Source organism: Streptomyces sp. NPDC030183 (assembly GCF_055573455.1).
In genome coordinates, this window is sequence record NZ_JBVIBK010000029.1 from 21012 (window position 1) to 33205 (window position 12194).

Genomic DNA, 12194 nt, shown 5'->3' on the forward strand with positions numbered 1-12194 from the left:
AGCTTCGGAGGTGTCAGAGGGGCTCACCGGAGCCCGGACCCGACGAAAGGCGGCCGTCATGGTCACGCACGTGCAGGCAGAGGCGAAGGGCGACGAGCGGGGGGCGCTGCTGGCCTTCCTGGCGGAGCAGCGCGGCGGTCTGCGGCGCACGCTTCTCGGGCTGACCGACGAACAGGCCGTCAGCAGGCCGAGCGCCAGCGAACTGTCCCTGGCCGGGCTCGTCAAGCATGTCGCCGAGGTCGAGCAGGGCTGGATCGCCCGCGCCAAGGGCGAGCCCGCGGCGGTGCAGCGGGACGAGTCGAACTGGCACGAGTGCTTCACCCTCGTCGGCGACGAGACCGTCGAGCAGCAACTCGCGTACTACGAGAAGGTGGCCGCCGAGACGGAGGCGTTCATCCGTGCGGTGCCGAGCCTCGACGAGACCTTCGAACTGCCGGCGGCGCCCTGGCACCCGCAGGACGAGACGCTCTCGATGCGCTGGCTGTGTCTGCACCTGATCCGTGAGACGGCCCGGCACGCCGGGCACGCCGACATCATCCGGGAGTCGCTGGACGGGGCGACCGCCTTCGAGCTGGTGGCGAAGGAGCAGGGCGGCAGCTGGGGCTGACCCCGCGGGGTCCTACGCTGGGCCCCATGTCAGCGATCCGTCTTCTCGTGCTGGGCGCGGTGCGCCAGCACGGGCGGGCCCACGGCTACCAGGTGCGCAACGACCTGGAGTACTGGGGCGCGCACGAGTGGTCCAACGCCAAGCCCGGCTCGATCTACCACGCCCTGAAGCAGATGGCGAAACAGGGACTGCTGCACGCGCACGAGATCGCCCCCTCCACCGCCGGCGGCCCGCCGCGCACCGAGTACGAGATCACGGAGAAGGGCACCGCCGAGTACCTCGGCCTGCTCCGGGAGTCCCTCCTCGCCCACGACCAGAAGCCGGACGTGCTCTCCGCGGCGCTCGGCTTCATGGTCGACCTCGACCGCGAGGAGGTGCTGGCACTCCTCACGGAGCGGGTGCGGACCATCGAGCGGTGGCGGGCCGCGGTCACCGACCACTACACCCCCGAGGACGGACCCGGACAGCTGGGCCACATCGGCGAGATCATGAACTTCTGGGTCCACTCCGCCGACGCCGGCGCCGAGTGGACCCGTGGTCTCATCGAGCGCATCCGCGGCGGCGCCTACACCTTCGCCGGCGAGGGCGAACCCTTCGTCGGTGTCCTGACCGAGGGCCAGGAGAACCCGTACGCGACGGGACAGAGGCATCCGGGGGACCGCCGCTAATGAAGTTTGACCAATGCTGGTCGCGGCCTTACGCTGACCCTGTAGTCAAACTTGACTAGCGATGAGGAGTGGGGCCAGTGACCGACACGGCGATCACCGTCGAGGGCGCACTCAAGAGGTACGGCGAGAAGAAGGCGCTGGACGGGCTCGATCTCACGGTCGCGTCCGGCACGGTGCACGGAGTGCTCGGGCCCAACGGGGCGGGCAAGACGACCCTGGTCCGGATCCTGTCCACCCTGCTGCGCCCCGACGCCGGCCGCATCCGGGTCGCGGGGCACGACGTGGTGGCACACGCGCGTGAGGTGCGCCCGCGCATCGGCCTGCTCGGTCAGCACGCGGCACTCGACGAGGAACTCGGCGGCCGGCAGAACCTGGAGATGTTCGGCCGCCTCCACCACCTGGGCGGCCGCCACGCGCGCGTGCGCGCCGGCGAACTCCTGGAGCGCTTCGGGCTCACCGACACCGGCCGCAAGCCGGTCCGGCAGTACAGCGGCGGCATGCGGCGCCGCCTCGACCTCGCCGCGACCCTGATCGCCGAACCGGAGGTGCTCTTCCTCGACGAACCGACCACCGGCCTCGACCCGCGCGGCCGGGCCGAGGTGTGGGACTCCGTCCGCTCCCTCGTCGACGGTGGCACGACGGTCCTGCTGACCACCCAGTACCTGGAGGAGGCCGATCAGCTCGCCGACCGCATCGCGGTCGTCGACGGCGGCCGGGTCGTCGCCGACGGCACCCCCGACGAGCTGAAGCGCCTGACCGGCGGTGACCGCATCGATGTCGTCCTGCGCGACGCCGGACGACTCCCCGCCGCCCTCGCCCTGCTGCCGGTCCCCGAGCACGACGTCCTGGTGGACGCCGACCGACGCCGCCTCAGCGCCCCCGTGACCGACCGCATGAGGGCCCTGGCCGGCGTCGTACGGGCCCTGGAGGACGCCGGGATCGAGGCCGAGGACATCGCGCTGCGCCGTCCCACGCTGGACGAGGTGTTCCTGCACCTCACCGGGGACGACCGGGGCGGGCACCACCGAGTGAAGGAGGCCGTGTGACCCCGTACGCGCTCACCGATTCCTGGACCATGACCCGCCGTGAACTCGCCCACTGGGCGCGGCGGCCGGTCCAGGCCCTCGTCGCCCTGGTCTTCCCCGTGATGATGCTGCTGATGTTCGGCTACCTCTTCGGTGGCGGCCGCGGCGTCGAGGGCGACTACGTCTCCTACCTGGTCCCCGGCATGCTCGCGCTGACCATGGCGTTCGGGCTGGAAGGGACCATGATCGCTGTCACCCGGGACCTCGACAAGGGCGTCATCGACCGCTTCCGGTCCCTGCCGATGGCGAGCGGCGCCGTCCTGGTGGGCCGCGCGACCGCCGACATGCTCCAGTCCGCGCTGAACCTCGCCGTGATGCTCGGCGTCGGGTCCGCGCTCGGCTGGCGCGCGCACGGCGGGCCCGGGGCGCTCCTCGCGGCCGTGGGCCTGCTGCTCCTGTTCCGCTTCGCCATGCTGTGGATCGGCATCCACCTCGCGTTGGTCGCCGGGAGGCCGGAGATGGTGCAGGCCGTGCAGATCCTGGTCTGGCCCGTCGGCTTCCTCTCCAACGCCTTCGCCGTCCCCGAGACCATGCCGACGTGGCTGGGCGCCGCCGTCGAGTGGAACCCTCTCTCGGCGACGGCCACGGCGGTCCGCGACCTCTTCGGCAGTGAGGGAGGTGCCGCCTCCGCGTCCTGGGCCGCTGAGCACGCCGGCCTCCTCGCCGTGGCCTGGCCCCTGGCCCTGACCGCCGTCTTCTTCCCCCTGGCGGTACGGCGGTTCACGCGCCTGAGCACGTAGCCCGGCGCCGTGGCGGCCCGCCTCAGTGGTGGAAGCCCGTCGCGGCGGCCTTGTCGCGGGTGAACGGGTGCGGCTGCTTGCGCAGTTCGGGCAGCAGCCGCCCCAGGTCCTCCACGAACAGCTCGGCGAGATCGGAGGAGAACCCGTTGCGGCACACCACACGCAGCACGGACAGGTCCCGCCGGTTCTCCGGGAACGTGTACGCGGGCACCAGCCAGCCCCGCTCGCTCAACCGGCGCGCCACGTCGAACACGTCGTACGCGGTGACGTCGTCGGTGGTGGTGAAGGCGAACACCGGCAGCTCGTCGCCGCGGGTGAGCAGCCTGAAGTCACCGAATCCGGCCACCTGTTCCGCGAGCCGGGTGGCGACGTCCCGCGTGGACTGCTGCACCGCCCGGAACCCCTCGCGGCCCAGCCGCAGGAAGGTGTAGTACTGCGCGACGACCTGGGCGCCCGGCCGCGAGAAGTTCAGCGCGAAGGTCGGCATGTCGCCGCCCAGGTAGTTCACCCGGAACACCAGCTCCTCGGGCAGTTCGGCAGGCGACCGCCACAGCGCCCAGCCCACACCGGGGTACACCAGCCCGTACTTGTGCCCGGAGGTGTTGATCGACGCCACCCTCGGCAGCCGGAAGTCCCACACCAGGTCCTCGTCGAGGAACGGCGCGACCATGGCGCCCGACGCCCCGTCGACATGCACGGGCACGTCGAGCCCCGAGCGCTCCTGCAACTCGTCGAGCGCCGCGCACAACTCGGCGATCGGCTCGTAGGACCCGTCGAAGGTCGACCCGAGGACGCCCACCACGCCGATGGTGTTCTCGTCGCACAGCGCGGCGGCAGCCGCCGGATCGAGATGGAACCGGTCGCCCTCCATGGGCACCTGCCGGGCCTCCACCTCCCAGAAGGTGCAGAACTTCTCCCAGCAGACCTGCACATTGACGCCCATGACCAGATTGGGCCGCGCGTCCCGCGAGGGGTAGCGGTCGGCGTTGCGCCGCGACCACCGCCGTTTGAGGGCCATCCCGGCGAGCATGCACGCCTCGCTGGACCCGGTGGTCGAGCAGCCGACGGCCGTGGCCGGGTCCGGCGCGTGCCACAGATCGGCGAGCATCGCCACACAGCGCCGCTCCAGCTCGGCCGTGCGCGGATACTCGTCCTTGTCGATCATGTTCTTGTCCCGGCACTCACTCATCAGGACGGCGGCCTGCGGCTCCATCCAGGTGGTGACGAAGGTGGCGAGGTTCAGCCGCGCGTTGCCGTCCAGCATGAGTTCGTCGTGGACCAGCTGGTACGCCGTGGAGGGCGTCAGCGGACCGTCGGGAAGCCGGTGCCTGGGCGGGGCCTGCGCCATCCCGGCGACGGGGTCGGCCGCGGCGTAGAAGGGGTTGACGGCGATCCGCCGCCGATCGCGGTCGTGCCGCCGGTCGTCCGGGGCGAGGGGGTCCCATCGGTGCAGGGGCATGCCTTCGACGGTAGGTCGGCTCCGGGGGCCCCGCACCTCACGCGGACTCGCACCTCACGCGGACTCGCACCTCACGCGGACTTGCACCTCACGTGACGTGAGGACCCAGTCTGGACCGTGTCACCGGAAAGGAGGAGCGAAGCATGAGCCACACCGTCGGACAGGTCTCCGGGTTCGCCGGGATCACGGTGCGCACGCTGCACCACTACGACGAGATCGGCCTGCTCGTACCGAGCGAACGCACCCACGCGGGGCACCGCCGGTACAGCGACGCCGACCTCGACCGACTCCAGCAGATCCTGTTCTACCGGGAGCTCGGCTTCCCCCTCGACGAGGTCGCGGCCCTGCTCGACGACCCGGACGCGGACCCGCGGGCGCACCTGCGCCGCCAGCACGAGCTGCTGACCGCCCGGATCGAGAGACTGCAGAAGATGGCCGCGGCCGTGGAGCACGCCATGGAGGCACGCAAAATGGGCATCAACCTCACTCCCGAGGAGCGGTTCGAGGTCTTCGGGGACAAGGACCCCGAGCAGTACGCCGAGGAGGCCGAGGAGCGCTGGGGCGGCACGGACGCGTACGCCGAGTCGCAGCGCCGGGCCGCCTCGTACACGAAGGACGACTGGAAACGCATGCAGGCCGAGGTGGCCGACTGGGGCGAGCGTTACGACGCCCTGATGGCCGCCGGCGAGCCGCCCACCGGCGAGGCCGCGATGGACATGGCCGAGGAGCACCGCCGGCACATCTGCCGCTGGTTCTACGAGTGCCCCTACGACATGCACCGGTCCCTCGGCGAGATGTACGTCGGCGACGAGCGGTTCAAGGCGTTCTACGACTCCATGCGCCCGGGGCTCGCCGAGCATCTGAAGGAGGCGATCGCGGCCAACGCCGCCCGTCCGCGCCCCTGACCACGCGGCTTGGCCCCGGGACGGGCACAGGGCACTCTGGAGGAGCTTGTGGAACCCAGGGGGGTGACCGTGCGTTGATAGCTTTGGTCACCCCTATGGGTCCCCGCCCACAGGTCCTCACTTGTCTCTCACCCCCCAGGAGCCCGGAACCGTGACGACGATCGCCCTCGGACCGAGCTGGCTGGACCCCGATTACCTGCTCGACTCGTTCGGGATCTGGGGCCTGCTCGTGATCGTGTTCGCCGAGTCCGGCCTCCTCATCGGGTTCTTCCTGCCGGGTGACTCGCTGCTGTTCACGGCCGGCATGCTCATCGCGACCGATGTGCTGGACTTCCCGCTGTGGGCGGCCATCGTGCTGATCTGCGTCTCGGCGATCCTGGGCGACCAGGCGGGCTACATGTTCGGCAAGAAGGTCGGGCCCGCCCTCTTCAAGCGGCCCGACTCGCGCCTGTTCAAGCAGGAGAACGTCACCAAGGCCCACGAGTTCTTCGAGAAGCACGGCCCGAAGTCCCTCGTCCTGGCCCGCTTCGTGCCCATCGTGCGCACCTTCACGCCGATCATCGCCGGCGTCAGCGGCATGAAGTACCGCACCTTCCTGATCTTCAACGTCGTCGGCGGCGTCCTCTGGGGCGCGGGCGTCACCCTGCTGGGCGCCTGGCTCGGTCAGATCGACTTCGTCCGCAAGAACATCGAGGCGATGCTGATCCTCATCGTCCTCATCTCGGTGCTCCCGATCATCATCGAGGTGCTGAAGGCCCGTAAGGCCAAGAAGAACCAGCCCGGACAGACCCAGCACGGACAGACCCAGCACGGACAGACCCAGCACGAACAGGCCCAGGCCGCCCCGGTCATGGACGACGCGACGACCCAGCTGCGCCGCGTCCCCTCCGCCGACCAGACCCAGCCCTACCCCCAACAGGCCCCGCACCAGCAGCGGTACGACCAGCAGCAGGGCTACGACAACCAGGGTTACGACAACCAGGGCTATCCGAACCAGGGCTACGACAACGGCGGCCACCAGGACTACGGCTACCAGCAGCCCCCGCAGCAGCCGTACGCCCCGCAGTACCCCCAGGGCAACCAGTACCCGCAGGACCACAACCAGGGCCAGAACCAGGGCTACCAGGGCCAGAACTACCCGCGGTACTGACCGCACCGCGCCACCGCGCACCGGCGCCCCCGCGATCGTGATCCGGGGGCGCCGTCGCGTCCGCGCGGCACCCCCGGGCGGCGGGCGCTCAGAACCCCCGCGTCCGCTTCGCCGCCTTGCGTCCCGCCCGGGCCGCCCCCGGCAGGAACAGCCGGAACAGCTCCGAGCCCAGGTTCACCCCGATCGCGATGGCCATGGCCAGCGCCGCCGCCTTCGTCAGCGACACCAGGCCCGCGTCCACGTCGTTCTGCGCGAACGCCAGCAGTCCGAAGTAGGTCGCCGAACCCGGAAGCAACGGCCCGATCGCCGCCGTCGTGTACGGCAGCGCCGACGCGAACCGGTACCGGGACAGCAACTGCCCGAACAGCCCCACCACACCCGCCGCGACGGCCGTGGAGGCCACCGGCGAGATCCCGCCCGCGTAGTGCATCGCCCCGTACACCGACCAGGCCACCCCGCCGTTGAGGGTCACCGCCAGCACGGTGGATCGTTCCTGCTGGAGCAGGACCGCGAAGGTCAGCGACAGCAGCATCGACGCGGCGAGCTGGAGCAGGGGCCGCTCGGCCGTGCTCAGCTCCGTGTCCGGGTTCAGCTGCGCCCCCAGACTCACCCCGAAGTACAGGACGAGCAGCACCCCCACCACGATGCCCACGAAGAGGTACATGACCTCCAGCAGCCGGGCGGAGGCGGTGATGTAGAAGCCGGTCAGCCCGTCCTGGACGCCCGCCACGAGCGCCCGCCCGGGCAGCAGGGCGAACAGCCCACCGGTGATGACGGCGGCGGCCTCCACGTCCACATGGGCCACGGTCAGCGTCACCCCGATCGCGGCCGGCGGCATCGCCGCCACCAGGAACTGGTAGAACTCCGGCAGCCCCCGCCCCGAGCACACCCACGCCAGCCGGTCGCCCAGCATGGCCCCCAGCGCCGCGGCGACGAACACGACGACGCCACCGCCCACCAGCGTGGACGCGGCGCCCGCCAGCAGTCCGCTGGAGGCCGTCAGCACCCAGCCGGGATACGGGTGCCGGTTGCGCCGTATCTCCGCGAGCCGCCGGTACGCCTCCTCCAGCGAGATCACGTTCTCCGGGTCGCTGAGGTCGTCCACCAGCCGGAAGACCGCCGCGAGCCGTGTGTAGTCCGTGGCCCGGCGCCGTACGATCCGCGACGCGGTGACCGGGTCGTCCACCAGGGAGGGCTGGTACGTCACCGACAGCTGCGTGAAGGTCACCGTCGGCTCGCAGCGGTCCAGGCCGTAGGACCGGCAGACGGCGAACATCGCCGCCTCCACGTCCTCCGCGCCCTCGCCGCCCGCGAGCAGCAGTTCCCCGATGCGCAGCGTCAGGTCGAGCACCCGCGGCACGGCGGGCCCCGACTCGCCCTCCGCCCGTACCGGCTCGGGCGCGGGCCGCTCCGCCACCGGCATCCGCAGCATGGTCCGCATCCGGTCCTGCCAGGGCGCGTCCTTGGTCAGGCTGACGGCCGGGATGCCGCCCGCCGGCGTGAACGCGGGCGGCGCGTGCTTGGCGCGGTACGTCCGCGGTGTGCTGAACGCCGACCCCTCCTGATCACCGGCCGGCGGCTCGGGCGGTGCGAGCCCGTGCGGCAGCGCGAACTCCGAGGTCGTCTGCGACTCCGGCTCCATCGCGGCCGGCGGCACGTCCAGCCCGGCGGGGATCGCGAACTCCGACGTCACCGACGACTCGCCGTCGATCGCCGGAACAGGGCCCGCCTGGGCCGCCGCTCTCACGGCGGCGAAGGCGCTGCCCGCCTCGTCCGACACCGGCTTGCGGTCCTCGCGTCCCGTCACTCCCACTCCGCGGCGCTCCCTGTACGACAGCTCCAGTACGCCTCAGTATGCGCGGCACCACACACCGGTACGCGAACGGGCCACGCGTCCCACGAGGGGACACGCGGCCCGTTCGGTTCAACGGCCTGCAAGGCGGGGAGGTCAGTGACCGCCCTGCTCCTTGAAGCGCTTGTACGACTTCTCGACCTCGGCCTCGGCCTCGGCGCGGCCGACCCAGTCGGCGCCCTCGACGGACTTGCCGGGCTCCAGGTCCTTGTAGACCTCGAAGAAGTGCTGGATCTCCAGGCGGTCGAACTCCGAGACGTGGTGGATGTCACGCAGGTGCTCCACCCGCGGGTCGGACGCCGGGACGCACAGCAGCTTGTCGTCGCCGCCGGCCTCGTCGGTCATCCGGAACATGCCGATCGCGCGGCACTTGATGAGGCAGCCGGGGAAGGTCGGCTCCTCCAGGATGACCAGCGCGTCCAGCGGGTCGCCGTCCTCGCCGAGGGTGTTCTCGACGAAGCCGTAGTCGGCCGGGTAGCTGGTCGAGGTGAAGAGCCGACGGTCCAGGCGGATCCGACCGGTCTCGTGGTCCACCTCGTACTTGTTCCGCGAACCCTTCGGAATCTCGATCGTGACGTCGAACTCCACCGGTGGCTCCTCCATGATCAACACATAGTTCTGGTGGTTAAGTGTCCCTCACGCAGGTGTGTGATCGCGAAAGGGGCTGGTGGTCGTGCCCGAGCCGAAGGTCTGGCGGGCCGCGAGACCGCATGTGGTGCGGGTCGCGCGAGCCGTGAAACTGGGTGTCGTGCGGATGACGCACGCCGTGAAACCCGGTGCCGCGCGCGTCGCACAGGTGGTGAAACCCGGTGCGGTACGCGTCACGAGCGCCGTCGGCGCGCGCTCTTCGCGACTCGCGGGGAGCGCGAAGAACCTCACGAACCTCCAGCTCACCGCGGGTGCCGCCACCCTGGGGCTGGTGCTCTCGGCCGGCGCCGTCTTCGCCGCCGGGCCCTGGGACTCCACCGGTCAGCGTACGGCCGAGCGCGACTGGGCCGCATCGCGCGGTCGCGAGGGTGGCGCAGATCACGGACGTGGTTCGGGTACGTCGTCCGGGGCGGCCCCGGGGGCGCCCAAGCCCGCGCCGAGCGCCGCCTCCGTGCTGACCGGCCTGGGGGGCGCCTCCGGCGCGGACTCCATGCCCGGCGGCGCCGCCCTCGCCGCCGTCCTCGACCCGCTCCTGGACGTCCCGGCGCTCGGCCCCCGCCGCGCGGCCGCCGTCGTCGACGTCAAGACCGGAGAGCTGCTGTACGGCAAGGGCGCCGACGACGCCCTGACCCCCGCCTCCACCACCAAGATCGCCACGGCCGCGGCGGCCCTCTCGGCGGCCGGCCCGGACCACCGCATCGAGACCCGGGTCGTCCTGGAGCCCGGCTCGGACGAGGTCGTCCTCGTCGGCGGCGGCGACCCCACCCTGACGGCCCACAAGGACGCCGACGGCTACGCGAGCCTGCGCACCCTCGCCGACCGGACCGCCGCCGCGCTCGACAAGCGTCACCTGAACGAGATCACGCTCGCCTACGACACGTCCCTCTACGACGGCCCCGAGCTCCACACCATCGGCCGCGACGCCAACCTGGCCCCCGTCACCGCCCTCATGGTCGACGAGGCCCGCCTGAACGACTCCACCAGCGGCACCGCCGATCGCAGCCTCGACCCACCGGCGGACGCCACGCGCGCCTTCGCCGACCTCCTGGAGGACCGCGGCATCAAGACGGCCAAGAGCCCCGCCACGGGCCCCGTCACGGCCTCCCGGAAGGCCGAGGAGATCGCCTCCGTCTCCTCCGCGCCCCTGTCCACCCTGGTCGAGCGCATGCTCACCCACAGCGACAACGACATCGCCGAGGCCCTGGCCCGCCAGGTCGCCCTCGCCGCCGGCGAACCGGCCAGCTTCGAGGGCGGTGGCGCGGCGATCAAGAAGGAACTCAAGAAGCTCGACGTCCCCCTCGGCGACATCGCCTTCGCCGACGGCAGCGGCCTGAGCCGGGGCGACCGGCTGAGCCCCACCGTGCTCACGGCGCTCCTGGCCGCCGCCGCGTCCCCCTCCCACCCCGAACTCCGCCCGGTCCTCACCGGACTCCCCGTCGCCGGCTTCACCGGCACCCTGCGCACCCGCTACCCAGCCGACTCCACCGGCACGGGAGTCGTCCGCGCCAAGACCGGCACCCTGACCGGCGTCAACACCCTCGCCGGCACGGTCGTCGACGCCGACGGCCGCCTCCTCTCCTTCGCCTTCATGGCCACGGACACACCCAGCCGCGACCCGGCCCAGGCGGCCCTGGACACCGCGGCCTCAGCCCTGGCGGACTGCGGCTGCCGCTGACCCGTGGGAAGGACCGCGCCCCTGATGGGCCGAAGGCCCCAGAGGGGCGCGGGGAAACGCGCCGCCAACCCCAGCGCCGCGCGGCCGCCCACAAGCCCGAGGACCCCCCACCGCTGGCGCGGCCTGCCCCAAGCGGCAGCGCTCCCGTACGGTTGACAGCATGACGCGCATCGGTGGTGCCGAGATGGTCGACTGGAATCTCGCGGTGGCGACCGCGACCCGGCTCGTGCGGCCGGGCCCCGACGTGAGCCGCGACGAGGCCCGGGCCATCGTCGCCGAGCTGCGCCGACACGCGAAGGCGTCGGAGGAGCACGTCCGCGCGTTCACGCGGATGCTCCCCGACGAGGCCGACGACACACCCGTCCTCGTCGTCGACCGCCCGGGCTGGGTCCGGGCGAACGTCGCCGGGTTCCGGGAACTGCTCAAACCGCTGCTGGAGAAGATGCAGGAACGTCGCAGCGGCACCCCCGGCGGTGCCGTGCTGGGCGCCGTCGGCGGCAAGGTCACCGGCGTCGAACTCGGCATGCTGCTGTCGTTCCTGGCCTCCCGGGTCCTCGGCCAGTACGAGACGTTCGCCCCGGCCAGCCGCGACTTCCCGGCGGGCGAGAACGGCGGCGGCCGCCTCCTGCTGGTCGCCCCGAACATCGTGCACGTCGAGCGCGAACTCGACGTCCAGCCGCACGACTTCCGCCTCTGGGTCTGCCTCCACGAGGAGACCCACCGGACCCAGTTCACGGCCGTCCCCTGGCTGCGCGACCACCTCGAGGGCGAAATCCAGTCGTTCTTGCAGGAGACCGAGGTCGACCCCATGACGGTCCTGGAGCGCATCCGGGAGGCCGCCCAGTCACTCGCCGGAGGACGCCCCGAGGGAGAGGTCGGCGACGACGGTCACTCGATCGTGGAGTTGGTGCAGACCCCCGCCCAGCGCGAGATCCTCGGCCGTCTCACCGCCGTCATGTCCCTCCTGGAGGGACACGCCGACTTCGTGATGGACGGCGTGGGTCCCGCGGTCGTCCCGTCGGTCTCCGAGATCCGCGAGAAGTTCCAGCAGCGCCGCGCGAAGGGCGCCTCACGCCTGGACCTCGCCCTGCGCAAGCTGCTCGGTCTGGATGCCAAACTCAGGCAGTACCGGGACGGCGAACGCTTCGTACGAGCCGTCGTCGAACAGGTCGGCATGGACGGTTTCAACCGCGTGTGGACCTCACCGAACACCCTGCCGACCAAGGCGGAGATCGCCAAACCCGCGGACTGGGTCGCACGGGTGCACCGCAAGGCGGAGTCGTGAGCCGCGCGCGAGCGTGGTGAACGAATCCGGCCGACGGCAGGCGAACGCCCCTCCAATCACCCGTCCGAGGGACCGTGAGCCATGGGTAGGCGTGCAATGCTCGGGGAACGGCCCGGTTCT

11 protein-coding genes are annotated in these 12194 nt (G+C 71.6%); 8 read left to right on the forward strand and 3 right to left on the reverse strand.

The annotated features are described in order from the left end of the window. Positions 1 to 58: 58 nt before the first annotated feature. From ACZ4Z2_RS30195 to ACZ4Z2_RS30210, 4 genes are all read left to right on the forward strand, one after another. Positions 59 to 607: a DinB family protein gene (locus tag ACZ4Z2_RS30195; protein WP_468080290.1), complete on the forward strand. Its 549-nt coding sequence runs from the start codon at positions 59 to 61 to the stop codon at positions 605 to 607. Positions 608 to 633: 26 nt separating this feature from the next. Beyond that, on the forward strand, positions 634 to 1275 hold the full coding sequence (locus ACZ4Z2_RS30200) for a PadR family transcriptional regulator (protein WP_468080292.1): 642 nt from the start codon (positions 634 to 636) through the stop codon (positions 1273 to 1275). A gap of 77 nt (positions 1276 to 1352) precedes the next feature. Beyond that, positions 1353 to 2321, forward strand: coding sequence for an ATP-binding cassette domain-containing protein (locus tag ACZ4Z2_RS30205; RefSeq protein ID WP_468080294.1), 969 nt, complete (start codon positions 1353 to 1355; stop codon positions 2319 to 2321). A 29-nt stretch (positions 2322 to 2350) separates the two neighbouring features. Beyond that, complete coding sequence (locus ACZ4Z2_RS30210) at positions 2351 to 3100, forward strand: ABC transporter permease (protein WP_468080390.1); 750 nt, start codon at positions 2351 to 2353, stop codon at positions 3098 to 3100. Positions 3101 to 3122: 22 nt separating this feature from the next. Here ACZ4Z2_RS30210 and ACZ4Z2_RS30215 read toward each other — a convergent pair whose 3' ends face one another. Beyond that, a complete protein-coding gene (locus tag ACZ4Z2_RS30215) occupies positions 3123 to 4559 on the reverse strand; it encodes a glutamate decarboxylase (protein ID WP_468080296.1) in 1437 nt (478 codons plus the stop codon). Between the two features lie 143 nt (positions 4560 to 4702). On the opposite strand from ACZ4Z2_RS30215, the gene ACZ4Z2_RS30220 reads away from it, so the two are divergent. Further along, on the forward strand, positions 4703 to 5464 hold the full coding sequence (locus tag ACZ4Z2_RS30220; protein ID WP_468080297.1) for a MerR family transcriptional regulator: 762 nt from the start codon (positions 4703 to 4705) through the stop codon (positions 5462 to 5464). A 151-nt stretch (positions 5465 to 5615) separates the two neighbouring features. After that, the gene (locus ACZ4Z2_RS30225; protein WP_468080299.1) at positions 5616 to 6614 is read left to right on the forward strand and encodes a DedA family protein; all 999 of its coding nucleotides are present in this window, start codon (positions 5616 to 5618) and stop codon (positions 6612 to 6614) included. A gap of 88 nt (positions 6615 to 6702) precedes the next feature. Here ACZ4Z2_RS30225 and ACZ4Z2_RS30230 read toward each other — a convergent pair whose 3' ends face one another. Further along, positions 6703 to 8421, reverse strand: coding sequence for a threonine/serine exporter family protein (locus ACZ4Z2_RS30230; RefSeq protein WP_468080301.1), 1719 nt, complete (start codon positions 8419 to 8421; stop codon positions 6703 to 6705). Positions 8422 to 8562: 141 nt separating this feature from the next. Further along, positions 8563 to 9054 carry an inorganic diphosphatase gene (locus ACZ4Z2_RS30235; RefSeq protein ID WP_055520960.1) on the reverse strand — a complete coding sequence of 164 codons (492 nt, stop codon included), beginning with the start codon at positions 9052 to 9054 and terminating at the stop codon, positions 8563 to 8565. 79 nt (positions 9055 to 9133) lie between these two features. Here ACZ4Z2_RS30235 and dacB point away from each other — a divergent pair, with 79 nt between their 5' ends. Both dacB and ACZ4Z2_RS30245 read left to right on the forward strand, forming a co-directional pair. Continuing rightward, complete coding sequence (gene dacB / locus ACZ4Z2_RS30240) at positions 9134 to 10789, forward strand: D-alanyl-D-alanine carboxypeptidase/D-alanyl-D-alanine endopeptidase (RefSeq protein ID WP_468080303.1); 1656 nt, start codon at positions 9134 to 9136, stop codon at positions 10787 to 10789. A gap of 160 nt (positions 10790 to 10949) precedes the next feature. After that, positions 10950 to 12074: a zinc-dependent metalloprotease gene (locus ACZ4Z2_RS30245; protein ID WP_468080305.1), complete on the forward strand. Its 1125-nt coding sequence runs from the start codon at positions 10950 to 10952 to the stop codon at positions 12072 to 12074. Positions 12075 to 12194 lie beyond the last annotated feature (120 nt).

What these genes read in the sequence shown, in the direction of transcription:
- ACZ4Z2_RS30245 (WP_468080305.1), top strand. Translation starts at nt 10,950, where the DNA reads ATGACGCGCATCGGTGGTGCCGAGATGGTCGACTGGAATCTCGCGGTG.
- ACZ4Z2_RS30215 (WP_468080296.1), bottom strand. Translation starts at nt 4,559, where the DNA reads ATGCCCCTGCACCGATGGGACCCCCTCGCCCCGGACGACCGGCGGCAC.
- ACZ4Z2_RS30220 (WP_468080297.1), top strand. Translation starts at nt 4,703, where the DNA reads ATGAGCCACACCGTCGGACAGGTCTCCGGGTTCGCCGGGATCACGGTG.
- ACZ4Z2_RS30210 (WP_468080390.1), top strand. Translation starts at nt 2,351, where the DNA reads ATGACCCGCCGTGAACTCGCCCACTGGGCGCGGCGGCCGGTCCAGGCC.
- ACZ4Z2_RS30200 (WP_468080292.1), top strand. Translation starts at nt 634, where the DNA reads ATGTCAGCGATCCGTCTTCTCGTGCTGGGCGCGGTGCGCCAGCACGGG.
- ACZ4Z2_RS30195 (WP_468080290.1), top strand. Translation starts at nt 59, where the DNA reads ATGGTCACGCACGTGCAGGCAGAGGCGAAGGGCGACGAGCGGGGGGCG.